Origin of the sequence: Streptomyces sp. NPDC052773 (assembly GCF_044547145.1) — a bacterium.
GTDB lineage: Bacteria > Actinomycetota > Actinomycetes > Streptomycetales > Streptomycetaceae > Streptomyces.
Genome location: NZ_JBITZX010000002.1, coordinates 285,445 through 311,311 on the forward strand (window position 1 = coordinate 285,445; position 25,867 = coordinate 311,311).

Genomic DNA, 25,867 nt, shown 5'->3' on the forward strand with positions numbered 1-25,867 from the left:
CACCCGTAGGAGAAAGGGGCGTTCGTGATGCGCTCGCCGATCGACCCGTTCACGCCGGCTGTCGAACTCGCCGCGGCGATACGCCGGAAGGAGGTGAGCCCGGTGGAGGTGGCGGAGGTCTTCCTGGAGCGGATGGACGCGCTCGACCCGCGCCTGAACGCCTTCTGTCACCGGGCCGACGACGACGTCCGCAAGGCCGCGGCGGAGGCGGCCGACGCACTGGCGCGGGCCGGGTCACCCTCATCCTCCTCCAAGGACCTGCCGCCGTTCCTCGGCGTTCCGCTGCCGGTCAAGGACCTTCTGGATGTGGCCGGTTGGCCCACCACGCACGGGTCCGCGGGCGCCGACCGGGCGCCGGCCGCGGCGTCGGACCCGGTCGTGCGGCGGTTCCTGGACGCGGGGTTCATTCCGCTCGGCAAGACCACCACCTCCGAGTTCGGCACCCTGCCCTTCACCGAGAGCCCGGCCCTGGGGATCTCGCGCAACCCGTGGGACCCGGAGCGCACGCCGGGCGGGTCGTCGAGCGGGGCGGGTGTCGCGGTCGCCGCCGGGATGGCGCCGCTCGCGCACGCCGAGGACGGCGGCGGGTCGATCCGCATCCCCGCCTCGTGCAACGGCCTCGTCGGGCTCAAGCCCACCCGCGGCCTGGTGACCAACGAGGTGGTCGGACTGGAAGGGCTCGCCACCAGCGGTGTGGTCACCCGCTCGGTGGCGGACACCGCTGCCGTCCTCGACGTGCTCGCCCGCCACGACCCGGGCGCGTGGTGGTCGCCCCCGGCCCCGCGCCGTTCCTTCACCGCGGCGCTGCGGGCGGAGGACCTGCCGGCCGGGCTGCGGATCGGTGTCCTCACCGACTCCCCGGTCGACGGGATCGCCGTGGACCCGGCGTGCGTGGCGGCCGTCGACGTCACCCTGCGGGCGCTCGAAGGGGCCGGCGGGCACGTCGTGGCCACACCCCTGCCGCTGCCCCCGGCCGACGAACTGCTCACGGCCTTCACCACCCTCTGGAACCTCGGCGGCGCCGGGGTCCCGCTCGCCGACCCGGACCGGGTCGAGCCCCACAACCGTGTCCTGCGGGACGCGGCGCGCGCGGTCGACTCCTGGGCCTACGCGGAGGCGGTGCACAGGGCCCAGCGGCTGTCGCGGCGCGTCGTCGAGGGCTTCCTCGCCGGGTTCGACCTCCTCGTCACCCCCACGATGGCCTGCCTCCCGCCGCGCGTCGGCGCCCTGCGGGCGGGCACCGACGAGGATCCCCTGGCGGCTCTGCGGAACAGCTATCCCCTGGGGGTGTTCACGTCCCTGTTCAACGTGACCGGCCAGCCCGCGATCTCCGTCCCCGTCCACCACGACGACGCCACCGGCCTGCCCGTCGGCGTCCAGCTCGTCGCCGCCCCCTGGCGCGAGGACCTCCTCCTCCGGGCGGCCCGCACCCTCGAACTCACCCGTCCCTGGGCCGGCCGCCGCCCGCCCGTCGACTGAGGCGCCCGCGGGCTCGTACGGCCGCCGCACGGTCCCTCGTCTACCAGCGCCCCGACACCCTCCGCCGATCGTCGCGGCGCATCAGTGCGGCCGTGAGGAGGGCGACGACCGCCGTCGCGGCGGCGAGGGGGATCAGAAACGCGGCCATCCTGGCTCCTTCCGTCCGGCGGCGCGCCGGGTGCGTGAGTCGGTCACGAGGGGTGGGGGCCGAGAGGTCCGTCCGCGGCCTTGGCCGCCCGGCCCGGGCGCACGACTGATGCCCGGTGCCGGCTTCCGGCGTCTGCCGGTCACCGGCACCGGAGCGATCCGTTGTGCTCCCCGCGGCCATGGTGCCGTAGCACCGGCGGCCGGCACATTGCCGCCTTCCGGCAGAGTTCATTAGGGTCTGGATGCCTGACGGCATCAAGAAGTCGTCAACAACCCGCGGAAATCTCGGAAATGGGGTGCCAGTGGCGGAGTCCGCGCTGCCGGAGCAGTACCTCGACGGCTACGCCCGGATCCTGGCGGAGGTCTCCGCGACCGGCCGCCGCCTGACCCGCGACGAGCTGGAGTCCCGGCGCGTCCTGGGCGAGCGGGCCGCCGACGCCGGACTGGGCCTGCGCACCCTGGTCGGCGCTTACCTCGCCGCCACCCGCACCGCCTGGCCCCACACCCCCGGCACCGCCGACAGCGTGCTCGCCGCCGTCGAGCAGGCGATCGACGCGGTCGCCGCGGGCTTCGAGCGCGCCCAGCGGCTCGCCGTACGACAGGAGGAGGCCGCCCGCCGCGAGTTCATCGACGACCTCCTCTACGGCCGCAGCGACCTCGGCCGCCTCGCCGAGCGCGCCGAACGCTTCGGTCTGCGGCTGTCCCGGGCCCACGCGGTCGCCGTCGCCGAGGGCTCCGCCGCGTACGAGGAGGGCGCCGGGGTGCCCCGCCAGGTGGAACAGGCCATGATCGCGCGCTTCGGCGACCGCGACTTCCTGCTGACCACCAAGGGCGGCCGACTGCTGTGCATCGCCCCCGGCGACCAGGACGAGATCCTGGCCCACTTCGCCAAACAGGCGCACGCCGCGACCGACGGCGGCCGCGTCGCCATCGGCCGCCCCCAGCCCGGCCCCGGCGGAGTCGTCCACTCCTACGAAGAAGCGCTCAACACCCTCGAACTCGCGGACCGGCTCCACCTCGACGACCCGGTGCTGCGCGCGGCCGACATGCTCGTCTACCCCGTCCTCACCCGCGACCGCCAGGCCATGGCCGACCTCGTCGAGGGCACCCTGGGCCCGCTCACCACCGCCCGCAACGGCGCCCAGCCCCTCCTCGACACCCTCACCGCCTACTTCGACTGCGGCTGCGTCGCCGCGGAGGCGGCCCGCCGGCTCTCCCTGAGCGTGCGCGCCCTGACGTACCGGCTGGAACGCATCCACCAGCTCACCGGCGTCAACCCGACCGACCCCGCTCGCCGCTACACCCTGCACACCGCGGTGATCGGAGCCCGCCTGCTGGACTGGCCTGCCAAGAGCCTGTGAGCGCCTTCGGCGCCGCGAGCGGCGGGGACAGCTGAGCGGTGGGAGCGGCGGCGTCAGTCCTGGTGCGGGACGACCGCGACCGGGCAGTCGGCGTGATGCAGCATCGTGTGCCCCACCACCCCGAGCTGCGGGCCCAGACGCCCGTGCCGCCGGCGGGCGCCCACGACCAGCAGGTCGGCCGCCGCCGACCGGGCGAGCAGCACCTGGCGGACGGAGCCCTCGGTGACCACGCGCCGCACGTCGGGCCGCGAGGACACGTCCGGCTCCCCCATCGCCCGCAGGGCGTCGTCGACCAGCGTCCAGGCCTCCTCCTCGAGGTGATGGGCCGGCTCACCGCGCAGCAGCGGATGCCCGGCCGCTCTGTGGGCCGGGCGGTGCCAGACCCGTACGACCTCCAGCACGCTGTGACGCACCGCGGCCTCGCGGAACGCGAACCGGGCAGCCGCCGGACCGGTGGCCGGGCCGCCGACCCCCAGTACGACGCGGCCGTTCGCGACATCCCGGTTCCGCAGGCTGCCGCGCACGACGACCACCGGGCAGGGCGCGCGGGCGGACAGGGAAAGGCTGACCGAGCCGAGGAGCAGTTCCCGGATCGGGCCTCTGCCCCGTGACCCCGTCACGACGGCGGTGGCGTGGGCGGCCTCCCGCAGCAGCGCGGACACGGCGTCCTGCGGCACGAGGTCGGTGCCGATGTCCAGCGTGGAGGCGCGCCGCCGGGCCCGGTCCGAGGCCTGCGCCAGGATGCCTTCGGCGAGGTCGTGCTCGGTGACCAGGTCCGCGCCGGCCCCCGGGGTCTCCTCGAGCGCGTCCGCCTCGTACCGCTCCCACAGCGAGGCGTGGACGATCCGCAGCGGCAGACCCTGCCGGACCGCCTCGTCAGCGGCCCAGTCGACCGCCAGCAGACCGGGCTCCGAGCCGTCGACACCCACGACCAAGGGCCGCTCCATCGCCCCACCGCCTCCGTCACGCGGGAACACCTACATTGTCCCTCCGGACGGCGGACTCGTCCCGGCACGGCCCGATCGGCGGACTCCTCCCGGCACGACCCGGACGGCGGACTCCGCCCGACACGACCCGGACGGCGGCCCCCTCCCGGCAGACCCCGACCGGCGGACTCCGCCCGACACGACCCGGACGGCGGCCCCCTCCCGGCAGACCCCGACCGGCGGACCGCATCGGGGGGGGCCGGGAGGTGCCCGTGTCTCTCCGCAAATCAGGAGCCGCCGGATTCCGCCCCCCGGCGGGTGATCGCCCCGGAGGGTCAGACCCCGGCGGCCATCCGTGCGGCGGCGTGATGCGCGGTGGACGGCGGCTCGGCGTGCAGCAGGATCACCCGGCCGTCGTCGGGATCCTGGTCGAAAACCTCGGGGGCGGTCAGCTCGCACATCCCGGCGCCGATGCAGCGCTCACGGTCGACATGCAGACGCGTCGTGCTCACGCCCCCTTCGTGTCCCACGTGACCGGCAGGCTCTTCACCCCGTAGGTGGGTGTACCGGCTGATGGGGCCATGCCGACGCGTGTCGATCAACTCCGCCGGCGGGTCGAAGGGACATCCGGCCCGACGCGCCGTCGGTAACGTCCTGACGGTGTGGAGGGTTTCGCTCACGGCCATTCCTTGCCGCAGCCGTCCGGTCAATGCGCCGTTCGGGAGCCGCGTTGGACATCACGGAAGGTTCTACACGCGTCATCTTCGGCGTCGTCATATCGGAAGACACCAGCGCCGACCGCCGCATTCGGAGCAATGACCACAACTGCTGAACAGGGGCCGCAATACGCCCTGAGCTGGGAGAGAATTCCGGCCGCACTTCCCCGAACAGCAAGAGGAAACATCTGTGCGACCAAGATTCTTCGGCGCGTCCGCTTCCATAGCCGCACTCGGACTGCTCGCCTCCCTCGTCACCGGCTGCGGCTCGTCCGGGAGCGGTGATGACAGGACGACGCTGCGGCTGGTGGCCGCCGAGTACGGCAGCGGCCGTTCGACCAGTTCCAAGGCGTACTGGGACAAGCTGACCGCCGCCTTCACCGCCGCCCACCCCGGCAAGACGGTCGAGGTGACGCTCTACCCGTGGGCCGATGTCGACCGCGAGGTCACCCGCATGGTCGAGGAGGGCAACGCCCCGGACGTGGCCCTGATGGGCGCGTACTCCGACTTCGCCGCGCAGGGCCGGCTCTACCCCGCCAGTGAGGTGCTGTCGGTCAGGGCGGAGTCGAACTTCCTGCCGCCGCTCACCGAGGCGGGTTCGGTCCGCGGCACCCTCTACGGCCTGCCCTTCGTGGCCAGCAGCCGACTGCTGTTCTACAACAAGGAGTTGTTCGACGAGGCCGGGGCGCAGCCGCCGAAGACCTGGTCGGACCTGAAGGCCGCGGCCGAGGCGCTGAAGGCGCAGGGCGTGCCGTACCCGTTCGCCCTGCCGCTCGGCCCCGAGGAGGCGCACGCCGAAGCCCTGATCTGGGAATTGAGCAACGGCGGAGGGTACGCCGACGACAGCGGTGGCTACAGCATCGCGTCGGAGCAGAACACGCGGACGTTCCGCTGGATCAGGGACAACCTGGTCGCACCCGGTCTGACCGGCCCGGTCCCGCCCGCGGAACTCGACCGGCAGGACGCCTTCGACGCCTTCCTGCGCGGCGAGGTCGGCATGCTCAACGGCTACCCCTCACTCCTCCACGAGGCGAGGGCGAAGGGCATCGAGGTCGGCACCCTGCGCATGCCGGTGTCGGACACCCTGGGCAACGGGCAGGTCCCGCCGTCGGTGGGCGTCGCCGACTGGATGATGGCCTTCAAGCACGAGGGCAATCGCGAACTGACCAGTGACTTCCTGGAGTTCGTCTACGAGGACGAGCACCTCAACGAGTTCGCCGGGCGGTACCACCTGCTGCCCTCGACGGTGACCGCGACGCAGACCTCCAAGGACGCGGCGGCGGACCCCAGCCGCGAGCAGTTCCTGACCGCACTGCGCGGCGCCCGGCTCTACCCGGTCAGCGAACCGTCCTGGCTGCAGGTCAGCAACATCATCAAGCGGAACATCGGCAAGGCCGTCGCACCGTCCGCCGACCCGAAGGCCGTACTGGAGGACATCGCCCGGCAGGCCCAGGAGGCGGCGAGGAAGAAGTAGGAAGGGAGAGGTGGCGCACTCTGCGTCACCATCGGAGCACGATCAGCAATCCTCAATCGCAGCCATTTGACCGTTTCGTCACCATATGCCGGGATACCTGGCAAAGCGCATCAACTGCCACAGACCCATACCGGCGCGTACGTCGCCCGCACAGCGGAGACACCACCTGACAAGCGGTGGGCAGTGATCCCCCCACGTCGGCGCTGTGACGAAGGCCCGGAGCACTGTGCGCGCCCAGCAGGGAGGAAGCGATGACTGAACCGACGGACGGCGGTGCCGAGCGCGTGCAGCGGGCCGGGCAGGCCGCGAAGGAACAAGCCTCGGCCACGACCGGCCGGGCCGGCCAGGCCGCCGGTGAGGTCGGGAGCACGGCGTTGGACCAGGCCAAGGCGGTGACAGGAGAGGCACGCCGGCAAACCGAGCACGCGGTGTCCGGCCTGCGTGAACGCGTGACCCATGAGATGGAGGACCAGGCGCGGCGCGCGGCGGGCACGGTGCGGCAGTGGGCGGATGATCTGGCCGCTCTGGCGGACAACGCGCCCGGCGAGTCCCAAGCCCGCAGCCTCGTGGAGCAGGCGGCGGACGGCGGGCATCGCGCGGCGGACTACCTGGACCGGCACGGGGTGGCCGGCATGACCGAAGACCTGAAGGGCTTCGCTCGCCGGCGGCCGGGAGCGTTCCTGGCAGGTGCGGCGCTGGCGGGCCTGGCCGTCGGCAGGATGGGCAAGGCCGGCAGCAAGGCCCGGTCCTCACAGCCGTCGCAACCCGCGGCGCGGGACGACACGCCACCCCAACTGCCGGAAGGCGCTGCCCCACTGCCGGAAGGCTCAGCCCCACTGCCCCAAGGCGCAGCCCAACTGCCGCAAGGCGCCGTGCGACCGGAGCCACTGGGCTACCCGGAGGTATGACATGCCGTCGATGACACCCGAACCGCGCGGCCAGGACCGCTCGATGGGAGAGCTGTTGTCGGAGGTCACCTCGGACATACAGACGCTCTTCCGGCAGGAGATCGAGCTGGCCAAGGCGGAGATACGCCAGGAGGCCACCAAGGCGGGCAAGGCGGGCGGCATGTACGGCGGGGCGGGCTTCGCCGGGTACATGGTGGCCTTGTTCGCCTCGCTCGCGGCCGTGTTCGGCCTGGCCAACGTGATGGACGCCGCCTGGGCTGCCCTCATCGTCACCGCACTGTGGGCGGGAATCGGAGCGGTGCTGTTCGTCATGGGCCGCTCTCGGATGCGAGAGGTGTCCCCGAAACCGGAGCAGACCGTCGAGACGCTGAAGGAGGACGCCCGATGGGCACGTCACCCGACCAAGTGAGGTCCGAGATCGAAGCGACCCGTGAGCGACTGTCGGAGAACGTCGACCAGTTGGCCGACCGCACCAGCCCCCGACGCATGGTGCGCCGCCGCACCGATCGAGTCCGCGGCGCGGTCTCCGGGATGCGCGAGCGTGTCATGGGCTCCGCCTCCGGAACCGCGGGCCAGGTGCAGGGGCGCACACAGCAAGCGGCCGCGTCGGTGCAGGAAAGCGCCGGACAGGCGGCGGACACCGTGCGCCGGACCGCCGGGCAGGTCGGAGAAGCCGTCAGCGGCGCCCCGGAGCAGGCCGCTCGGCAGACCCAGGGCAATCCGCTCGCTGCCGGACTGATCGCCTTCGGCGCCGGTCTGCTGGCCGCCTCCCTTCTGCCCAGCTCACAGGCGGAGGAACAGGCGGCCTCCCGACTCTCCGAGCAGGCCGGCCAGGTCATGGAGCCCGCCAAACAGGCTGTGATGGAGTCCGCCCAGCACATCAAGGACGAAGCCACCGAAACCGCCAGGCAGGCCGCTCAGGAAGTGAAGGACACCGCGACGGAGGCCGCCCGGACCACCAAGGAGGAAGCACAGCAACAGACCGGACGCGTCTCCGAGCAGGCCCGGCAATCCGGCCGCCAGGTGGCCGACGAAACCCGCCCGCAGCCCCCGGCCTCCGCCTGAACGATCAACGGTCGCCGCACCGGCTGCCTCTGCCGGTGCGGCGACGCCTGCCGTGAGGGCAGCCACGGCGTCATCGCCGTCGCCCTCTGGCTCATCGCCTCTGCCGAAGTCGGCTCTCCACGTCGCGAACTCCGGCAGTTGCAGCGAGAGCTACGGCAGCACGGCGGCAGTCATCCTCTTCCTGACCAGACGAGGAACGCGGCGGACGAACCAGGCCGCGGCCAGGCCGATGGCCGCACCGGCGGCGACGTCGCTCGGGTAGTGGGCTCCGGACTGCACGCGTTCGACGGCCACCACGCCGGCAGGGATCGCGCACAGTGCGCCTGCGAGGGGCCAGGTCCGAGCGACGGCGGCGGTGAAGGCGACCGCCGCGGCGGTGTGCCCGGACGGGAAGGACGACGAGTCGGGACGGTCGTCGACCTCGTCGTGCGGAATCCACTCCTTGGGCGGCCGGCGTCGGTCCACCAGCCCTTTGCACACGCCGTTGGAGACCAGCTGGGCCACCGCCACGGACGCCACGCCCGCGGCGGCCGCCGTACGGCCGCGCCGACCGCCCTTCCAGGCCAGCACCCCGGCCGCGCCGCACCACAGTTTGGTGCCTTCCGCCATCTCCTCCACCGCCGACAGCACCCGGTGCAGCCGCGGTGAGGCACCGGCGGCGATCCGCTTGGTCAGCTGCCGATCCGCCTGACGAACCTCTGCCAGCAAGCTCATGACCTGCGAGTCTCCCATTGATCACCGAATATTCCCGGCAGCGCCCGGTCCCGTCACCGCGCCGGCCCGTCCGGAAGATCCGTACAGCCGCCATCCGGACGGCCGCCACCCTCCGGCAATCCGGTTGAAGGGCCGGCTCCGGGGCGCCGAGGATGGGCCGCATGCGGAATCTCGTGGTGGTCGACGCGCCCTCCAACCTGGGCCTGCGCCCGCCCGCTCCCGGCACCGTCCCCGGCTGCTACAAACTCGCCGGAGCCCTGCGGGAACAGCGGATCGTGCGGCGGCTGGGTGCGCTGGAGGGTTGTGTGGTGGTGCCGCCGCGATACGACCGCGGGGACTGGCAGGAGGGCGACGGGGTCTTCAACGCCGCCGCGCTCGCCTCCTACACCCGCAAGCTCGCCGACCGGATCGAGCACCACGTCCGCGCGGGGGACTTCCCCGTCGTACTCGGTGGCGACTGCTCGATTCAGCTCGGCGCCTCCCTCGCGCTGCGCCGCCTGGGGCGGTACGGGCTGGTCGCGGTCGACGCCTCGCCGGACTTCCGGCACCCGGGCAACTCCCGCCGGATCGGCGCGGCCGGCGGCGAGGAGGTCGCGCTGGCCACCGGGCGGGGGCAGGACGACCTGACGGATCTGGAAGGGCTCAAGCCCTACCTGCGGGACGAGGACGTGCGGTTCTTCGGTGTCCGCGACGCCTTCCGGGACGACGAGGAGTGCGCCGAACTCGCCGCCCTGAAGATCCCCGTGGTGACCGTCGGCGACCTGCGCGCCTCGGACGCGGACGCGCTCGCCCGGGCCGCCGTGGAGTCCTTCGCGAGCCCGGACGTGTCCGGCTTCTGGGTCCACTTGGACGCCGACGTCCTGGACCCGGGCGTCATGCCCGCCGTGGACAGCCCCGACGCCGACGGACTCCTGCCCGCCGAACTCGTCGCGCTGCTGCGTCCGTTGCTCGCCTCCCCGCTCTGTGCCGGCTTCAACGTCACCATCTACGACCCCGATCTCGACCCGGACGGCACGGCGGGGGCGCTGCTCGCCGACATCGTGGTGGACGCCTTTGCGCCCGCCGGCTCCGGCGCCGCGAACGGCCCTGCGACTTCGACCGGGCCGTAACCGCCGCCGCGACGTCGGCGACCGTTCGAACTCCCGAAGGCCTGGTCCAGCGCTCGGAGGAACGTCCGATCGGCCTGGCCACCGTGCTGGTTTCCGTCGTGCCGCTCCCCCGCAGCGCCCCGCGGATCCGGTCTCGGCCCGGATCGGCGGCATGACACGCTTGGGCCATGGAGCCGCAGCCGTACGAGCCACAGGGGGCGCAAGCCGTCCAAGGCGCCCCCAGGATCCTGGTCGTCGACGACGATCCGACCGTCGCCGAGATCGTCGCCGGGTATCTGGACCGCGCCGGGTACGTCGTCGACCGCGCCGACGACGGCCCGACGGCCCTCACCCGTGCCGCCGCGCACTGGCCGGATCTGGTCGTGCTCGACCTGATGCTGCCGGGCATGGACGGCCTGGAGGTGTGCCGGCGGATGCGGGAACGGGCGGCCGTGCCGGTCATCATGCTCACCGCCCGCGGTGACGAGGACGACCGCATCCTCGGGCTGGAGGTGGGCGCGGACGACTATGTCACCAAGCCCTTCAGCCCCCGTGAGCTGGTGCTGCGCGTGGAGTCGGTCCTGCGCCGCAGCAGACCCGCCGTCCCCGGTACCCGGCTGCGGGCGGGCGGCCTGACCGTCGACCCGGTGGCCCGCCGGGTCACCAGGAACGGCACCGAACTCACCCTCACCCTGCGGGAGTTCGATCTGCTGTCCTTCTTCCTGCGGCATCCGGGGCGGGCGTACGGCCGCGAGGACCTGATGCGCGAGGTGTGGGGCTGGGACTTCGGCGACCTGTCGACCGTCACGGTCCACATCCGCCGGCTGCGCGGCAAGATCGAGGACGACCCGGCCCGGCCGTGTCTGATCCGGACCGTGTGGGGCGTGGGCTACCGCTTCGATCCCACCGGAGGAGAGGCCGGCTCGTGAACGACACCCTGCTGATCGCCCTGTACGCCTTCGCCGGCGCCGCAGCCGCCGGTCTGCTGGGCGCGGGCGTCCTGCGGCTGATCCGGCACCGCTCGCTGACCGCCTCGCTCGCCGTCGTCGCGGCCGTCGGGATCGTCGCGATGCTCGCGGGCACGCTCGCCGTCGCCTGGGCGATGTTCCTCTCCCCGCACGACCTGACCGTCGTCACGACGGTCGTCGCCGTGGCGGCCGTCGTCTCCCTGGCCACCGCGCTGCTGCTGGGCCGCTGGGTCGTCGCCCGCAGCCGCGACCTCGCCGTGGCGGCCCGCTGCTTCGGCGAGGGCGGGGACTTCGCGGCGCCGGCCGGCCCGACGACCGCCGAACTCGACGCGCTGAGCCGCGAATTGGCGGCGACCAGCGCCCGCCTCGCCGAGTCGCGGGAGCGGGAACGCGCGCTGGAGACCTCCCGGCGTGAACTCGTCGCCTGGATCTCGCACGACCTGCGCACCCCCCTGGCCGGACTGCGCGCCATGTCGGAGGCGCTGGAGGACGGCGTCGCCGCCGACCCCGACCGCTACCTGAGGCAGATGCGCACCGAGGTCGAACGCCTCAACGACATGGTCGGCGACCTCTTCGAACTCTCCCGCATCCACGCCGGCTCACTCCCCCTGACACCCACCCGGATCTCCGTGTACGACCTGGTCGGCGACGCGCTGGCCGGAGCCGACCCGCTCGCCCGGCAGCACGGGGTGCGGCTGGTGGGCAGTCGTGTCGAGCCGGTCCCGGTGGAGGTGGACGGCGGGGAGATGAGCCGGGTGCTGGGCAACCTGCTGGTCAACGCCATCCGCCGGACCCCGGCCGACGGTACGGTCGCCGTCGCCGCGGAGCGGTCCGCCGAGGGCGTGGTGCTGTCGGTGACGGACGGCTGCGGCGGCATCCCCGAGGAGGACCTGCCGCGCGTCTTCGACACCGGCTGGCGCGGCACGCACGCCCGGACGCCCCCGGCCGGCGCGGGCCTCGGCCTCGCCATCGTCCGCGGGATCGTGGAGGCGCACCAGGGCCGGGCCACCGTACGCAACATCCCCGGCGGCTGCCGCTTCGAGGTGGTGCTGCCCGCCGCCGCTCCCTGACACCGGCGGGGCCGGACCCATCACGGCGGCCGTAAGGATTTCGTCATCGTCTCGCGGCCCGGGAGAGCCGCTTCGCCCGTTTGAATGGGAGGGACACGAGTGATCTCTCAGGAGGGGGGCGGCGGTATGGGACGGGTGCCGAGCAGGCGGATCAAGCTGTGGATGGCCGGCGTGCTGGCGGTGGTGGTCGTCGCGGCGGGCTTCGGGCTGTACTGGTTCCAGCCGTGGAAGCTGTGGCAGGACGAGACGGTGCACGAGGCGCTGCCCGGTTCCTCGACCACCTCGGCGGCCCCCGCGCCGGCCGGATCGGGCGGGACCGGCTCCTCCGACTCCTCCGCCTCACCGGATTCACCGGCCTCCCATGCCCCGAGCGCACCGGCCGGTCCCGTGACCCTGGCGAGCGGTGAGCTGATCAGCCACGAGCACACGACGTCCGGCAGCGTGCGGCTCGTGCGACTGCCCGACGGCAGCCATGTGGTGCGCCTGGAAGACCTCGCCACCAGCAACGGCCCCGACCTGCACGTATGGCTGACCGACGCGCCGGTGAAGGAGGGGCGGGCCGGGTGGAACGTCTTCGACGACGGCGAGTACGTCAGTCTCGGCAAGCTCAAGGGCAACAAGGGCAGCCAGAACTACACCGTGCCCGCCGACGTGGACCCGGCCCGCTACAGCAGCGTCAGCATCTGGTGCGACCGCTTCGATGTTTCCTTCGGCGCCGCGGAACTGGCCCGCGCCTGACCGCGACCGGCATCCCGCGGAACGCAAATAGTGGCCGGGATCACTCCCGACCACCATTTGTGATCTGTGTCCGAGGGGGGACTTGAACCCCCACGCCCGATAAAGGGCACTAGCACCTCAAGCTAGCGCGTCTGCCATTCCGCCACCCGGACTAGGTGTCCGTCGCCTTGCCGGGGCTGTCCCCGCGGCGACAGGGACAACAATACCAAGGTTTCGGAGTGCCTTTCACCTGCGTATCCGCAGGCCCGCGAGGTGGGGACCGTCGGACGGACCCCCGGGAGGAGCGCGTCACCGCAGGTGACGGAGGTGTCACTCGGCGGTGGCGGGCATCTCGCCGGCCAGCAGGGTCAGGGCTCGGACCAGCGTCGACGAGACGCCCAGGACGGCCAGGTCGTGGCCGTCCACCCCGTGCGCGGCCCGGGCCTCGGCCGAGGCCCGGGCGAGCTTGGCCTGGGCCTGTTTGAGGAGGTGGCCGAGGCGGGGCTCCAGAGGCAGGGGGCCTGTCGAGGACCATGCGCCGACTGTAACCGGAAGCTGACGGTGCGTGGCCTCACCCTCGGAGAGAGGGCGGTCGGCGGGCGATCGGGGAGGGAGGGCCCTCCTCCGGAGTCGTGCGAGTTCCGGTTCCGGAGAGGGCCCTTCCTGGTGTGTCCGGGTGCGGTCAGCACTTCTCCCGCAGCGAGTGCAGGTGCTCGCTGGACTTGCGGGCGAAGGTGAAGGACTCGGCCGGGTTGTCGTGCTCGGCCTGCCAGTGGTGGGCGAACCGCTCGCCGCGCAGCCGGGTGACGGCGGACAGGAACCGCTGGTAGTCGATGTCGCCGTCACCGACGTCGACCATGCGGTAGCCGTGCTGGGTGGTCGGGTCGCTGACACCGTCCTTGACGTGGAACAGCGGGTAGCGGTGGGGCTGCCTCAGGACGTAGTCGAGGGGGTCGAAGGGGGCGGGTGTGCCGTCGGGCCGCTTGGAGAAGCGGAACTGTCCGACGTACGCCCAGTAGATGTCCATCTCCAGATAGACCAGGTCGGGGTCGGTCTCGGCGAGCAGCACGTCGTAGAGGCGGACGTGCGGCTTGTCGGTGGCGAAGGAGAATTCCTCGGAGTGGTTGTGCTGGTAGAACTTCATGCCGCGCGCCCTCGCCGCCGCGCCGTAGGTGTTGAAGTCCTCGGCGGCGCGCTTCCAGGCGTCGACGGTCGAGCCGTAGCGGAACGGGTTCGAGGCCGTGCCGATGTGCTTCAGGCCCAGCGCCTGGGCGTCGTCGAGGACCTTGGTGAGGTTGGTGGCGAAGGTGTAGGCGTTGGGGTCGCTGGAGTAGTAGCCGACGTGGCTGCCGATGGGGTTCAGGCCGTGGTTCCGGGCCAGGCGCTTGAGCTGGGCGAGGGTGATGGGGCCCGCGGAGCCCTGGCCGTATCCGGCGAACTCGACCTCGTCGTAGCCGTACTTCTCCAGTTCGGCGAAGACGGGGGCGAAACCGAGCGTGGAGACCTTGTCGCGGAGGCTGTAGAGCTGGATGCCGAGCCTGCCGGGCGGCAGGACGGGGCGGCCCCGGCCGGACGCGCCGGCGGCGTCGGCCGTGGTCTCACCGGTGGCGGTCGCGGCGGCGGTCGCGGGGGTGGCCGCCGCGCCGAGCAGGGCGGCGGCGGTGGCGCCGGCGGCGACACCGAGCATTCCTCGTCTGCTGAGGCGGTGGGTGAGTTCGGGGTCGGGCTGGGAGAAGCGGCTCATGCCTGGAACTCCTCTGGGTCGGGGGCCGTTGTCAGTGGTGGGTGCTTCACTGGTGACAGGTCAGGAGAGACCGGCCAGTCGGAGCAGGAGTGCTTTCACGTCGGTGGCCGCGACGCGGTCGCCGACAGCGCGGGGGGTGGAGCAGATGAGGAGCGGACCGTCGTCGTCGCTCGCCGGGAGGCGGCCGTGGCTGCCCCGAACAGGTGAGGGATCCAGAGGCACGACCGCCATGCGGTAGCGCAGTCCCAGCTTCTTGCGGGCCAGGGCCGTCGCCGCCTTCACCTTGACGTAGGGGTCGAGGGGATCCATGAAGAGTTCGACCGGGTCGTAGCCGGGTTTGCGGTGGATCTCGACGAGCCGTGCGAAGTCGGGCGCGCGGGCGTCGTCGAGCCAGTAGTAGTACGTGAACCAGGCGTCCGGCTCCGCCACCGCGACGAGTTCGCCGGAGCGCGGGTGGTCGAGGTGGTGGGTCTTCTTGCCCTCGTCGTCGAGCAGCAGGTCGATGCCGGGCAGGTCGTCGAGCACGGCCCGGGTCGCCTCCAGGTCCTCGGGGCGGCGGACGTAGACATGGGCGATCTGGTGGTCGGCCACGGCGAAGGCGCGGGACGCCATCGGGTCGAGGTATTCCATGCCGTCCTGGGTGTGCACCTCCAGCAGTCCGGCGCGGCGCAGCGCCCGGTTGATGTCGACGGGCCGGGACACGCGGGTGATGCCGTATTCGGAGAGCGCGACGACGGTACGGCCCTCGGCGCGGGCGTCGTCGAGCAGCGGGGCGAGCGCGGCGTCGAGGTCGGCGGCGGCCCGCAGGGAGCGTGGGTCGTCGGGGCCGAAGCGCTGGAGGTCGTAGTCGAGGTGAGGGAGGTAGCACAAGGTCAGGTCGGGGCGGCGGGTGCGCTGGATGTGCCGGGTGGCGTCGATGATCCAGCGGCTGGAGACGAGGTCGGCGCCGGGTCCCCAGAAGTGGAAGAGGGGGAACGTGCCGAACTTTCGGGTGAGTTCGTCGTGCAGGTCGGCGGGGCGGGTGTAGCAGTCGGGTTCCTTGCGGCCGTCGGCGTAGTAGATCGGACGGGGGGTGACCGTGATGTCGGTGTCGGCGCCCATGGCGTACCACCAGCAGATGTTGGCGACGGTGTAGCCGGGGTGGGCGCGGCGGGCGGCGTCCCAGAGTTTGTCGCCGGCGACCAGGCCGTTGTGCTGGCGCCACAGCAGGACGTCGCCGAGTTCGCGGAAGTACCAGCCGTTGCCGACGATGCCGTGCTCGGACGGCGCCGTGCCGGTGAGGAAGGTGGACTGGGCGGCGCAGGTGACGGCGGGCAGGACGGTGCCGAGCGGCGCGTGGGAGCCGGACCGGGCGAGGGCCTTCAGGTGCGGCATGTGGTCGAGGAGCCGGGGGGTGAGGCCGACGACGTCGAGGACGAGGAGCGGGGTGGGGTGCGCCGGGCTGGAGGCGGTCACGGCAGCTCCTTCAGGCCGAGGTCGGTGAGGAGGTCGCGGGCGAGGGTGAGTTCGGCGGCGATGCCGTCGGCGAGCCGGCCGCGGGTGTTCGGGCGCAGCTCGGGCGGGAGGGCCTGCCAGGTGTAGGTCTCGACCTCCAGATGGCGGGTGAGCGGGTGCGGGCCGCCGACGAGCCGGGCCAGTGCGGCCTTGAGGACGGTAAGGGTCGAGGTGAGGGGCGCGGCGGGGGCCGCGTGGAGCGGGACGTGGAAGTGGGACCGCCAGGGTGCGCCGTCCGGGAGGGTGTCGCCCTTCAGGGCCTCGCCGAGGTCGTCGGTGCCGTGCAGGCCGGCCGCGATGGGGGTCCCGCCCGCCCGAGCGGAGCCGAGAGTGGGGGAGGTGCGGGTCTGGTGCAGGAAGCGGGGTTCGTCGAAGGCGGCGAGGGCGTCGCGGACCTCGGGGAGGTGGGGGTGTTCGGCGTGCAGGGCGGCGGAGAGCTGCGATTTGACGATGGGGACGCCGGCGTTGGCGAGGGCGTCGAGGGCGGTGTCCGGGTCTTCGAAGGAGGTGGCGAGATGGCAGGTGTCGACACAGATCCCGATGCGGGGGTGGGCGATGGCGGCCAGCGGGGCGAGGGCGTCGCCGGTGGTCTCGACGACGCAGCCGGGCTCCGGTTCCAGGCCGACGCGCAGGGAGCGGCCGGTCAGCTCCGCGAGGGCGTCGAGGCGTTCGCCGAGGGTGGTCAGGGCGGTGCGGGCCGCGGCGGCGCGCTCCTCGTCGACGGCGGTGCGCCAGGCGAGCGGCAGGGTGGAGATGCTGCCCTCGGTGACGTCGTCGGGCAGCAGCCCGGCGAGGACGCGGGCGAGGGCGGTGGTGTGCTCGAGGCGTTCCGGGTCGGCCCAGTCGGGGCGGTAGACGCGGTACTTGACCTCCTCGGCGCCGAACCCTTCGTAGGGGAAGCCGTTGAGGGTGACGACCTCCAGGCCGCGCCGGTCCAGTTCGGTGCGCAGGGCGCGCAGCGCGGACGGGTCGGCGACGAGGGCGCGGGCGGCGTCCCGGGCCAGCCACAGGCCGATGCCGAGGCGGTCGCGGCCGAGCCGGCGGCGCACCGGTTCGCAGTGGTCGCGGAGCTGGGCGAGGACCCCGTCGAGGGTTTCCGCGGGGTGGACGTTGGTGCAGTATGCGAGGTGGACGACGGAGCCGTCGGGGTGGCGGAAGCGCATCGCTCACTCCCCGCCGCGCAGGATGGAGTTGCCCTCGTGGGTGGCGTCGGTGGCGGCGACGTCGAGGGTGAGCCGGCCGCTGAGGCCGTAGAAGGCGACGGGGTTGCGCCACAGCACCCGGTCGACGTCGTCCTCGGAGAACCCTTCGGCGAGCATCAGGTCGCCGACCTTGCGGGTCTTCAGCGGGTCGCTTCTGCCCCAGTCGGCTGCGGAGTTCACGAGGACCTGTTCGGGCCCGTAGGCGCGCAGCAGGGCGACCATCCGTTCCTCGTCCATCTTGGTGTCGGGGTAGACGGAGAAGCCGAGCCAGCAGCCGCTGTCCTTGGCCTCCTTGACGGTGGTCTCGTTGAGGTGGTCCAGCAGCACCCGCTCCGGGGGCAGGGCGGACTCGCGGACGACGTCGAGGGTGCGGCGCATCCCGGCGAGCTTGTCGCGGTGCGGGGTGTGCACGAGGGCGGGCAGGCCGTGGTCGGCGGCGAGCTGGAGCTGGGCGGCGAGCGCGGTGTCCTCGGCGGGGGTCATCGAGTCGTAGCCGATCTCGCCGACGGCGACCACCTGGTCCTTGACGAGATAGCGGGGCAGTTCGTCGAGGACGGGCCGGCAGCGCGGGTCGTTCGCCTCCTTCGGGTTGAGGGCGATCGTGCAGTGGTGGGCGATGCCGTACTGGGCGGCGCGGAAGGGCTCCCAGCCGAGGAGGGAGTCGAAGTAGTCGAAGAAGGTGGCGGGCGAGGTGCGGGGCTGGCCGAGCCAGAAGGAGGGCTCGACGACGGCGCGGACACCGGCCGCGTGCATGGCCTCGTAGTCGTCGGTGGTGCGGGAGGTCATGTGGATGTGGGGGTCGAAGATGCGCATCAGGACTCCTTGCCGTGGGGGACGTCCGGTCCGTGCGACGGGGGTGTGGGCGCGCTCTCGGTGTCGGTGCCTGGGTCGGTGCCTTTGCCGGTCTGGGTGGCGGCGCCGGTCTCGGTGCCCGTGCCGGGGCTGGTCTCGATGTCGGTGCCCGTGCCGGTGCCGGTCCCGGCGCCCGTCTCGGTCTCGGTCTCGGTCTCGGTCAGGGCCAGTACGCGGTGCAGATCCTCGGGGACGGGGCGGCCGGCGGCGGTGCGTTCGGTGGCGTAGTCGGCCAGCATGCGGGCCAGTTCGGCGTCGCCGCGGGCGCGCTCCGCCAGGCCGGCCACCGCGTCGACGGGCACTTCGGTGAACAGGCACTTCAGGACGGCGTGTCGCCAGGTGTGCGGGTCGAGGTGGCGGGCGGCGTACGGGCCTACGGCGGCGGCGAGCAGGCTGGTGTCGTTGGTGCGCAGGGCGTCCTCGACGAGCGGCAGCGCGTCCGGGCCGGGCACCAGGTGGGGCAGGGCGTGCAGGACGGCGCGGCGTTCGGCGGCGGTGCCCTGGGCGTAGACGCGGTTCAGTGCGTCCGGGTCGGCGCGGGCGGCGTGCAGGACCAGCACGCGGGCGGCGTCGGCGTGCGCGGCGCCGCAGCGGCGGCCGGCCTCGGCGAGCCGCAGCTCCCACACCGAGATCGGACCGTGGGTGCCCGGGTGGGCGGTGGCCTCGGCGAGGGCCTGGTCGAGCCAGGCGCGGGCGGCTCCGGACAGTTCGGCGTCGAGGCGGGCGCGGAGGTCGTCCAGCGGGGTGCGGGCGAGGGTGACGCCCGCTATCTGGCCGCCCGGCGTTGGGTCGCCCGGGTCGGGCTGTGCGTAGGTCATGAGGTGCTCCCTTGTGGGGTCGGCGCCGCGTGACGGAGGAAGGGCAGGGACCGCTCGGCGAAGTGCGGGCCCGCGTGGGAGTGGCGGGGCAGTTCGACGACGGTGAGCCCCTGGTAGCCGGTGTCGGCCAGGGCCGCGAGGACCGGCGGGAAGTCGATCTCGCCGTCGCCGAACGGCAGGTGCTCGTGGACTCCGCGCCGCATGTCCTCGATCTGGACGTGGCGCAGCCAGGGGGCGGCGGCGCGGACGCAGTCGGCGGGAGGGAGCGGTTCGAGGCACTGGCAGTGGCCGATGTCCAGGGTGAGCCCGAGGGGTTCGGGGTCGCCGAGGAGGCGGCGCAGGTGGTGGAAGCCGGCGAGGGTGGCGAGGAGGTGGCCCGGTTCGGGTTCGACGGCGAGGGGCACGCCGGCGGTGGCGGCGGCGTCCAGGACGGGGGCGAGTCCGTCGGCCAGGTGTTTCCACGCCGTGTCGGGGTCCGTCCCGGCGGGGGTGGTGCCGCTGAAGCAGTGCACGGCGTGGGCGCCGAGGTCGGCGGCGATCCGCACGGCGCGCAGCAGCAGGTCGACGCGGCGGGCCCGGTCCTGCGGGTCCGGGTCCAGCAGGGAGGGGCCGTGCTTGCGGCGCGGGTCGAGGACGTAGCGGGCGCCGGTCTCCACGGTGACGGACAGGCCGAGCGTGTGCAGGCGCCGGGCGACGCGGCGGGTGCGGGCGGAGAGGAGGGGTGCGAAGGGGTCGAGGTGCATGTGGTCGAGGGTCAGTCCGACGCCGTCGTAGCCGAGGTCGGCGAGCAGGGCGAGGGCGTCGTCGAGCCGCAGGTCGGCGAGGCCGTTGGTGCCGTAGCCGAAGCGGAGGGAGGAGCGGGTGCCGGGGGCGGCGGGCTGGGTGGTCATGTGATGCTCACCTTCCTCGCGCAGGCGCGGCCGATCGGGGCGAGGGCGGCGACGGCCAGGGCGGTGACGCGGGCTCCGGAGCGGGCGGAGAGCGCGGCCTGGAGCGGGATGGTGGCGCGGATGCCTCCGCCGACGGCCCGTTGTGTGAGCGGGGGTGAGGGGTTGAGCGCGGCGTGCAGGTAGGGGCGGGCGACGGTCGCGGCGTACGCGGTGCCGAGCGCGGTCCGCAGGGCGGAGGCCCGCGGTGACTCGGCCGGGGCCGGGCGGCGGGTCAGGAGCCGGGTCAGCAGGGCGGAGGTGGCGAGTGCGGCGAGCGGGCCGGCGGTCGAGCCGCCCTGGGCCTCCCGGCGGGACACCGTCGTCACCGCGAGGGTGTGGCTGCCGAGGAGCACCGCCGACGGGAGCGCGGCGCGGGTCCGGCCGCCGGAGGCCGCGGCGCCCAGGAGCAGGTCGAGGCCACGGGCGGCGGCCATGGCGGCGGGTCCGGCCGGGGTGTGCTTCAGGGCGAGGTCGTACGACCAGACCGTGGCCGCGAGCGGTGTGGCGACGGCCAGCGCGGGGCGTCCGGCGCGGGCGGCGAGGGCGAGCCCGGCGCCGGTCAGCGCACCGGCCGCGGTCAGGGCCGCCGCCGGGCGGATCCGGCCGGAGGGCAGGGGCCGGTGCGGGCGGTCCCGGGCGTCCTCCTCGCGGTCCGCCCAATCGTTGAGGGCCATGCCGGCCTCGTACAGACAGAGGGAGGAGCAGATGGCGAGCAGCGTGCGGGCGCCGGGGCGCGCCCCGGCCGCCGCCGCGCCCGCCAGGGCGTCGCCGGGCACGGTGAACAGGGCGGGCAGACGCAGCAGTTCGGCCCAGGCACGGGCCCGGCCGGGCGGCCGTGCGGCGGCCTGCGCGTGGGTGGCGTCCGGCGTGTCGGGTGTGCCGGTGAGGACCGGAGCCGCGGCGCCGCTGCCCCCGGTCGCGCGCGGAGCCCGGCCGTCGACGTGTCGCTCGCTCATCGGGGCTCCCCGGAAGGCTCCGCCGCGGTGGTGGGCGGCTCGTCTCGCAGGCGTTCGGCGAAGCGCAGCAGGGTCGCGTACTGCTCTCCCAGGGAGGACGGGCTGTGGCCCACCGGGTCCTTGAAGTAGAAGCCCAGTTCGCCGAGGGGGCCGGACAGGCCCCTCTCGTGGGCACGGGCGAGGAGGCGGGCCAGGTCGAGGACGAGGGGGGCGGCGAGGGCGGAGTCGCAGCCCTGCCAGATGGTCTGGAGGATCATGCGGGTGCCGAGGAAGCCGTCGAAGGCGATGTGGTCCCAGGCGGTCTTCCAGTCGCCGAGGGCGGGCACGTCGTCGATGTGGACCTCGCCCTCGGGGACGGTGCCGAGGGTCTCGGCGAGGACGCGTTCCTTGCCGGCGTTCTTCGCGGCGGCGGCGGCCGGGTCGGCGAGGGCGGCGCCGTCCCCGCCGCCCAGCAGGTTGGTGCCGGACCAGGCCCGCACCGCCAGCGCCCGCTGGGCGAACATCGGGCCCAGCACGGACCGCAGCAGCGTCTGCCCGGTCTTGCCGTCGCGGCCCGCGTACGGCAGGCCGGAGGCGGCCGTCCGCGCGGCGAGCGCCGGGTGGTCGAGGCCCGTCGAGGGGGTGAAGTTGACGTAGGGGCAGCCCGCGCGCAGGGCAGCCGCGGCGTAGAGGGTGCTGGCCGGCAGCTCGTCTGCGCGCGGGGCCGGTTCCGTCGAGGCCACGTTCACCACGACGGCGCGCTCCAGCCCGCACCGCCGTATGAAGTCCCGTATGTCGGAGGCGAAGACGTCGATCAGCTCCTCCGCGCCCTCCTGGCCTCCCGCGCCCTCTGCACCCTCCGCGCCGCGGACGCCTCCGGCCTCGCCCCGCAGCGGGCCGCCCGGCCGGATCTCCCCGTCCGCGGCGGCCAGTTCGGCGGCGACGGCGGCCGGCAGGCCGGGCGGCAGGACGCCGCCCGCGGCGAGGGCCTCGGCGCGTTTGGGCAGGGGGCAGTCCACGACGTCGTGGCCGCCGAAGACGAGGGAGGACAGGGGCGGCAGGCCGCAGTCCTCGAAGGGTGGGGTCTCGGTGACCATGCCCGTCGGTGGGTGCAGTCCCGCCGTGACGGCGGCGCAGCCGGCCACGACGGTGGTGGCGACGGAGCCACGGGCCCCGATCAGCCAGACGCCGACGCGCGGCTGGGAAACGGACGCGGACATGGGCAACCTCCTTGTCCCCAAGACATGGCCGGACCTCGTCCCCCGTGGATGTGGCCGCAGGACGGCGGGCGGGGGTCCGGCGTCCCCCGCCCGCCGCCGTTCAGTCGCCCTGCGAGCCCCGGGACGCGGTCGCGGGCAGTTCCTTGATCCGGATGTCGCGGAAGGACACCTGGTCCTCGGCTCCGTGGTTCTGGATGCCGAAGTGTCCGTCCCGCAGGCTCCGGGCCGGGTCGGTGTTGGTGAAATCGTTGATCTTCACGCCGTTGAGCCAGACGCGGAGGCGTTCGCCCTCCACGCGGATCTCGTACGTGTTCCACTCCCCCGGCGGGTTCAGCGCGCGGTCGCGCTTTCTGAGGTCGGCGGACTGGAAGCCGTAGACGGAACCGGTGGTCTTCTCCGGTACGTCGGTGGCGTCGATCTGGATCTCGTAGCCGTTGTTCACCGCCGACCAGGGGTCGTCCGACGGCGGGAAGCCGACGAAGACGCCCGAGTTGTCGTCACCGGCCATGCGCCAGTCCAGCTTCAGCGAGTAGGAGGAGAAGCCGGAGGCGGCGTACCAGAGCATCCCCATGCCGCCGGACGAGGTGATCGTGCCGTCGTCGGAGAGGGTGAAGGAGCCCGGGCCGGCCTGGCGCCAGCCGTCCAGGGAGGTGCCGTCGAAGAGCGGACGGTAGCCGTTCTCCGGGCGGCAGTCGGCCTGGGCGTCGCCGATCGCGTACCGGATCCCGCCGAGCAGGTGCTCGCGGAACTCCGGTTCGGCGAAGGACTCCTTGGTGTGGCCGCCGCCCGTGTAGAAGGCGCGGCCGCCCTGGTAGGTCTGGCACCAGGCGATCGGGTGGTCGCCGTGCATGGTGCCGCCGCTGTACGAGGACTCGTCGAGGGAGGCGAGGACGTGGGCGCGTTCGCGTGGGTTGGAGCGGTAGTTGTACCACTCGTCCGTGCGGTTCCAGGTCCGTGCCAGCCCGGATGTCGCCGGGTGGGCGCGGTCCTCGACCTCCACCTCGGCCGGCTGGATCGCCGGGTGGGACTGGAAGTAGGCGCCGGCGAGGCCGCCGTAGAACGCCCAGTCGTACTCGGTGTCGGCGGCGGCGTGGACGCCGACGTAGCCGCCGCCGCGGCGGATGTAGCCCTCGAACGCGGACTGCTGGGTGGCGTTCAGGACGTCGCCGGTCGTCGACAGGAAGACCACCGCGTCGTAGCGGCGCAGGTTCGCCGGGGTGAAGGCGCCCGCGTCCTCGGTGGCGTCGACGGTGAAGCCGCCGCGTTCGCCGAGGGCGCGGACGGCGGCGACGCCGTCCGGGATGGAGTCGTGGCGGAAACCGGCGGTCTTGGAGAAGACCAGCACCCGCCGGCCGTCCCGGTCCTCGTCGTCCCGTTCGCCGGCCGAGACGGCGGGCTGTGCCACCACGCCGCCGAGCAGCAGCGCGCCCGCGGTGGCCGCGAGGGTCAGTCGTCCGATGGATCGCATACCGCCTCCGCTCAGCCGGTCGTGAAGGTGAAGTCGTCCACGTCGAACAGCGCGCCCGTGCCGCTGCCCTTGAAGACGAGGTACAGCGTGGTGGTGCCGCGTGGTGCGCGGGAGAGGTCGGCGGTGACGTCCTGGAAGACCTCCCAGCCGCCGGTCACCGGCACGGTGGCCTTGCCGAGCAGGGTGCCGGTCGAGGAGCCGGCGCGGATCTCGAGGGTGCCGCCCGCGCCGCCGGAGGAGACGCGGGCGGTGACGCTCTCGGCGTTGTTCAGCAGGTACGGCGTGAAGGAGATCCAGTCGCCGTTGTGGACGTTGCCGACGGTGCGCCCGCCGTGCGCGGTCTCCTTGGTGATGACGGAGACCCCGGAGCCGTTGCCGAAGTGCTCGGCCTGGCGGTGCTTGGGCTGGGCGACGTTCTGGTCGTGGGTGGTGAGCGGGGCCTGGCCGCCGCCTCCGCCGTCGGTGTACTCGGCGTCGATCACGCCGAAGATGTTGGCGTCCTCGTCGTGGCCGCCGTCGGCGCTGGTCTGGAGGGTGCCGGTGCAGCCGTTGGCCGAGGTCAGCGGGTGGCCGTGGGAGTCGTGGCCGAGGATGAAGGTGACCTTGACCTTGGCGCAGTCGATGGCGGTGCCGTCCTCGGGGTCGGTGACCCGCACCTTGAACGGGATGGCGTCACCGAAGCTGAAGAGCTGTCCGTCCTTCGGTGTCTCCAGGACCACGGTGGGCGCGGTGTTGCCGACGACGATCCGCACGCTGGCGCTGCCGGTGCGGCCGGTCGGGTCCTTGGCGGTCACGGTCGCCGTGTAGGTGCCGTTCTTGCGGTAGCGGTGGGTGGGGTGCGGCTCGGTGGAGGTGGCGCCGTCGCCGAAGTCCCAGTGGTACGTCAGGGCGTCGCCGTCCTGGTCGGTCGTCCCCTCGGAGGAGAAACGAATCCTCAGCGGGGCCTGGCCGGAGGTGCGGTTCGCGGCGGCCTGGGCGACCGGGGAGTGGCCGTCGGTGGCGTTCTCGATGCGGTACAGGCCGGAGTTGTCGTCGCCGCCGAACCAGGCGGTGCCGTAGTCGAGGACGTACAGCGCGCCGTCCGGGCCGAAGGCCATGTCCATGACCTGGGTGCCGGTCCACGGGACGTCGGAGATCGCGTTCACCGTGCCGTCGGCACCGTGCTCGATCCGCTTGATCCAGCGCCGTCCGAACTCACCGGCGAAGAAGTCGCCGTCGTACGCCTCGGGGAACTTCACCGGCGAGTCGAGCGCCGGGTCGTAGCGGTAGACCGGGCCGCCCATCGGGGACTCGGAGCCGGTGCCGAACTCGGGGACGGAGCCGCCGTCGTACGGGATCCACGCGGCCTGGGCCGGGGGCAGGTCGGTCAGGCCCGTGTTGTTCGGCGAGGTGTTCTTCGGGGCGGCGCAGTCGAAGGCCGCGCCGGAGGTCTTCGTCGCGAAGTCGTAGTCGATGTACGCGTCGTTGTCGCCGGTGCAGTACGGCCAGCCGAAGTTGCCGGGGCCGGTGACGCGGGCGAACTCGACCTGGCCGGCCGGGCCGCGGGCCGGGTCGGCGGCGCCCGCGTCCGGTCCGTAGTCGCCGACGTACAGGATCCCGGTCTTCTTGTCGACGCTGAACCGGAACGGGTTGCGGAAGCCCATCGCGTAGATCTCGGGCCGGGTCTTGTCGGTGCCGGGCGGGAAGAGGTTGCCCTCGGGGACGGAGTAGGAGCCGTCGGCGTTCACCTTGATGCGCAGGATCTTGCCGCGCAGGTCGTTGGTGTTGCCGGAGGTCCGCTGGGCGTCGAAGGCGGGATTGCGGTTCGCGCGCTCGTCGATCGGGGTGTAGCCGTCCGACTGGAACGGGTTGGAGTCGTCGCCGGTCGACAGGTACAGGTTGCCCGCCGCGTCGAAGTCGATGTCGCCGCCGACATGGCAGCAGATGCCGCGGCTGGCCGGAACGTCGAGGATCTTCTTCTCGCTGGTGGTGTCGAGGGTGCCGTCCGTCTTCAGCACGAACCGGGAGAGGCGGTTGACGCCGTCGAAGGGGGCGAAGTCGGCGGCGGTGCCGGTCTCGGGGGCGTCGCCCGCGGGGGTGTTCAGCGGGGGCGCGTAGTACAGATAGATGAAACGGTTCTCCGCGAAGCCGGGGTCGACGCCGATGCCTTGGAGGCCTTCCTCGTCATGGCTGTAGACGTCGATCTTCCCGGCCAGCCGGGTGTTGCCCGCGGCGTCGGTGAGGCGCAGTTCGCCGTCGCGTGAGGTGTGCAGGACGGAGCGGTCCGGGAGGACGGCGAGCGACATGGGCTCGCCCACCTCCGCCTCGCCCTTGGCGAGGGTGACCTGCTGGAAGTCCTCGGCGGCCACGGCGTCCCGGTCGGCTGCGGCCGTCCGGTCGGCTACGGCGCCCCGGTCGGCCACGGCTGCGCCGGCCTGAGGCGCCACGAAGGTGAGGGAGGTGCCCGCCAGCAGCATGCCGCCGAGCAGGGCGACGGCTGAGCGCAGGGTCGGGCGGCGTCGTCTGTGGATGTCTGTTCTGCCGGTGCCGGTCGTGGGGTCGTTCCGGTCGTTCCCGTGCACGAATGCCTCCA

General features: G+C 73.1%; 22 protein-coding genes, 1 tRNA gene and 2 pseudogenes. 10 read left to right on the forward strand and 15 right to left on the reverse strand.

Features of this window, described 5'->3' with window-relative positions:
- The first annotated feature begins 27 nt into the window (after nt 1-27).
- Nucleotides 28-1,479: an amidase gene (locus tag ACIG0D_RS06375; RefSeq protein ID WP_399796645.1), complete on the forward strand. Its 1,452-nt coding sequence runs from the start codon at nt 28-30 to the stop codon at nt 1,477-1,479.
- A gap of 449 nt (nt 1,480-1,928) precedes the next feature.
- Entirely contained in the window at nt 1,929-2,987 is a 1,059-nt protein-coding gene (locus tag ACIG0D_RS06380; RefSeq protein ID WP_399796646.1) for a PucR family transcriptional regulator, read from the forward strand.
- Nucleotides 2,988-3,040: 53 nt separating this feature from the next.
- Here the strand turns inward: ACIG0D_RS06380 and ACIG0D_RS06385 are convergent, their stop codons facing one another.
- The 3 genes and pseudogenes from ACIG0D_RS06385 to ACIG0D_RS06395 form a co-directional block, all read right to left on the reverse strand.
- Nucleotides 3,041-3,934, reverse strand: coding sequence for a universal stress protein (locus ACIG0D_RS06385; RefSeq protein WP_399796647.1), 894 nt, complete (start codon nt 3,932-3,934; stop codon nt 3,041-3,043).
- Between the two features lie 314 nt (nt 3,935-4,248).
- Nucleotides 4,249-4,425, reverse strand: coding sequence for a ferredoxin (locus tag ACIG0D_RS06390; protein ID WP_399797074.1), 177 nt, complete (start codon nt 4,423-4,425; stop codon nt 4,249-4,251).
- 48 nt (nt 4,426-4,473) lie between these two features.
- Nucleotides 4,474-4,593: pseudogene (locus tag ACIG0D_RS06395) on the reverse strand (cytochrome P450); the annotation flags it as partial.
- Nucleotides 4,594-4,819: 226 nt separating this feature from the next.
- Between ACIG0D_RS06395 and ACIG0D_RS06400 the strand changes: the two are divergent.
- From ACIG0D_RS06400 to ACIG0D_RS06415, 4 genes are all read left to right on the forward strand, one after another.
- The gene (locus ACIG0D_RS06400; RefSeq protein WP_399796649.1) at nt 4,820-6,103 is read left to right on the forward strand and encodes an extracellular solute-binding protein; all 1,284 of its coding nucleotides are present in this window, start codon (nt 4,820-4,822) and stop codon (nt 6,101-6,103) included.
- Between the two features lie 251 nt (nt 6,104-6,354).
- Complete coding sequence (locus tag ACIG0D_RS06405; RefSeq protein ID WP_399796651.1) at nt 6,355-7,011, forward strand: hypothetical protein; 657 nt, start codon at nt 6,355-6,357, stop codon at nt 7,009-7,011.
- 10 nt (nt 7,012-7,021) lie between these two features.
- The gene (locus tag ACIG0D_RS06410; protein ID WP_399796653.1) at nt 7,022-7,420 is read left to right on the forward strand and encodes a phage holin family protein; all 399 of its coding nucleotides are present in this window, start codon (nt 7,022-7,024) and stop codon (nt 7,418-7,420) included.
- Complete coding sequence (locus ACIG0D_RS06415) at nt 7,396-8,076, forward strand: DUF3618 domain-containing protein (protein WP_399796654.1); 681 nt, start codon at nt 7,396-7,398, stop codon at nt 8,074-8,076. Before ACIG0D_RS06410 ends, ACIG0D_RS06415 begins: the two co-directional genes overlap by 25 nt.
- A gap of 150 nt (nt 8,077-8,226) precedes the next feature.
- On the opposite strand, the gene ACIG0D_RS06420 is transcribed toward ACIG0D_RS06415, so the two are convergent.
- Nucleotides 8,227-8,790, reverse strand: a complete 564-nt coding sequence (locus ACIG0D_RS06420) for a phosphatase PAP2 family protein (protein ID WP_399796656.1) — start codon at nt 8,788-8,790, stop codon at nt 8,227-8,229.
- A 161-nt stretch (nt 8,791-8,951) separates the two neighbouring features.
- Between ACIG0D_RS06420 and ACIG0D_RS06425 the strand changes: the two genes are divergently transcribed.
- The 4 genes from ACIG0D_RS06425 (at nt 8,952) to ACIG0D_RS06440 (ending at nt 12,654) form a co-directional block, all read left to right on the forward strand.
- Nucleotides 8,952-9,899 (forward strand): arginase family protein, encoded by a 948-nt coding sequence (locus ACIG0D_RS06425; protein ID WP_399796657.1) that lies wholly within the window; start codon nt 8,952-8,954, stop codon nt 9,897-9,899.
- Nucleotides 9,900-10,066: 167 nt separating this feature from the next.
- Nucleotides 10,067-10,807: a response regulator transcription factor gene (locus ACIG0D_RS06430; RefSeq protein ID WP_399796658.1), complete on the forward strand. Its 741-nt coding sequence runs from the start codon at nt 10,067-10,069 to the stop codon at nt 10,805-10,807.
- Nucleotides 10,804-11,916: a sensor histidine kinase gene (locus ACIG0D_RS06435; RefSeq protein WP_399796659.1), complete on the forward strand. Its 1,113-nt coding sequence runs from the start codon at nt 10,804-10,806 to the stop codon at nt 11,914-11,916. The genes ACIG0D_RS06430 and ACIG0D_RS06435 overlap by 4 nt, the downstream gene beginning before the upstream one ends.
- 126 nt (nt 11,917-12,042) lie before the next feature.
- A complete protein-coding gene (locus ACIG0D_RS06440; protein ID WP_399796661.1) occupies nt 12,043-12,654 on the forward strand; it encodes a DM13 domain-containing protein in 612 nt (203 codons plus the stop codon).
- Nucleotides 12,655-12,721: 67 nt separating this feature from the next.
- Here the strand turns inward: ACIG0D_RS06440 and ACIG0D_RS06445 are convergent.
- The 11 genes and pseudogenes from ACIG0D_RS06445 to ACIG0D_RS06495 form a co-directional block, all read right to left on the reverse strand.
- Nucleotides 12,722-12,806, reverse strand: a tRNA-Leu gene (locus ACIG0D_RS06445).
- A gap of 509 nt (nt 12,807-13,315) precedes the next feature.
- Nucleotides 13,316-14,377, reverse strand: coding sequence for a sugar phosphate isomerase/epimerase family protein (locus tag ACIG0D_RS06450; protein WP_399796662.1), 1,062 nt, complete (start codon nt 14,375-14,377; stop codon nt 13,316-13,318).
- A 60-nt stretch (nt 14,378-14,437) separates the two neighbouring features.
- Nucleotides 14,438-15,832 (reverse strand): nucleotide pyrophosphatase/phosphodiesterase family protein, encoded by a 1,395-nt coding sequence (locus ACIG0D_RS06455; protein ID WP_399796663.1) that lies wholly within the window; start codon nt 15,830-15,832, stop codon nt 14,438-14,440.
- Nucleotides 15,829-17,034, reverse strand: coding sequence for a metabolite traffic protein EboE (gene eboE / locus ACIG0D_RS06460; RefSeq protein ID WP_399796664.1), 1,206 nt, complete (start codon nt 17,032-17,034; stop codon nt 15,829-15,831). The genes ACIG0D_RS06455 and eboE overlap by 4 nt, the downstream gene beginning before the upstream one ends.
- 3 nt (nt 17,035-17,037) lie before the next feature.
- Entirely contained in the window at nt 17,038-17,886 is an 849-nt protein-coding gene (locus ACIG0D_RS06465) for a TatD family hydrolase (protein WP_399796666.1), read from the reverse strand.
- 191 nt (nt 17,887-18,077) lie between these two features.
- A pseudogene (locus ACIG0D_RS06470) lies at nt 18,078-18,743 on the reverse strand (EboA domain-containing protein); the annotation flags it as partial.
- A complete protein-coding gene (locus ACIG0D_RS06475; RefSeq protein WP_399796667.1) occupies nt 18,740-19,633 on the reverse strand; it encodes a sugar phosphate isomerase/epimerase family protein in 894 nt (297 codons plus the stop codon). The gene ACIG0D_RS06475 and the pseudogene ACIG0D_RS06470, both read right to left, overlap by 4 nt.
- Nucleotides 19,630-20,628: an SCO3242 family prenyltransferase gene (locus tag ACIG0D_RS06480; RefSeq protein ID WP_399796669.1), complete on the reverse strand. Its 999-nt coding sequence runs from the start codon at nt 20,626-20,628 to the stop codon at nt 19,630-19,632. The genes ACIG0D_RS06475 and ACIG0D_RS06480 overlap by 4 nt, the downstream gene beginning before the upstream one ends.
- Entirely contained in the window at nt 20,625-21,827 is a 1,203-nt protein-coding gene (locus tag ACIG0D_RS06485) for an inositol-3-phosphate synthase (protein WP_399796671.1), read from the reverse strand. Before ACIG0D_RS06485 ends, ACIG0D_RS06480 begins: the two co-directional genes overlap by 4 nt.
- A gap of 100 nt (nt 21,828-21,927) precedes the next feature.
- On the reverse strand, nt 21,928-23,295 hold the full coding sequence (locus tag ACIG0D_RS06490; protein ID WP_399796673.1) for a ThuA domain-containing protein: 1,368 nt from the start codon (nt 23,293-23,295) through the stop codon (nt 21,928-21,930).
- Nucleotides 23,296-23,306: 11 nt separating this feature from the next.
- Nucleotides 23,307-25,856, reverse strand: coding sequence for a PQQ-dependent sugar dehydrogenase (locus ACIG0D_RS06495; protein ID WP_399796675.1), 2,550 nt, complete (start codon nt 25,854-25,856; stop codon nt 23,307-23,309).
- Nucleotides 25,857-25,867 lie beyond the last annotated feature (11 nt).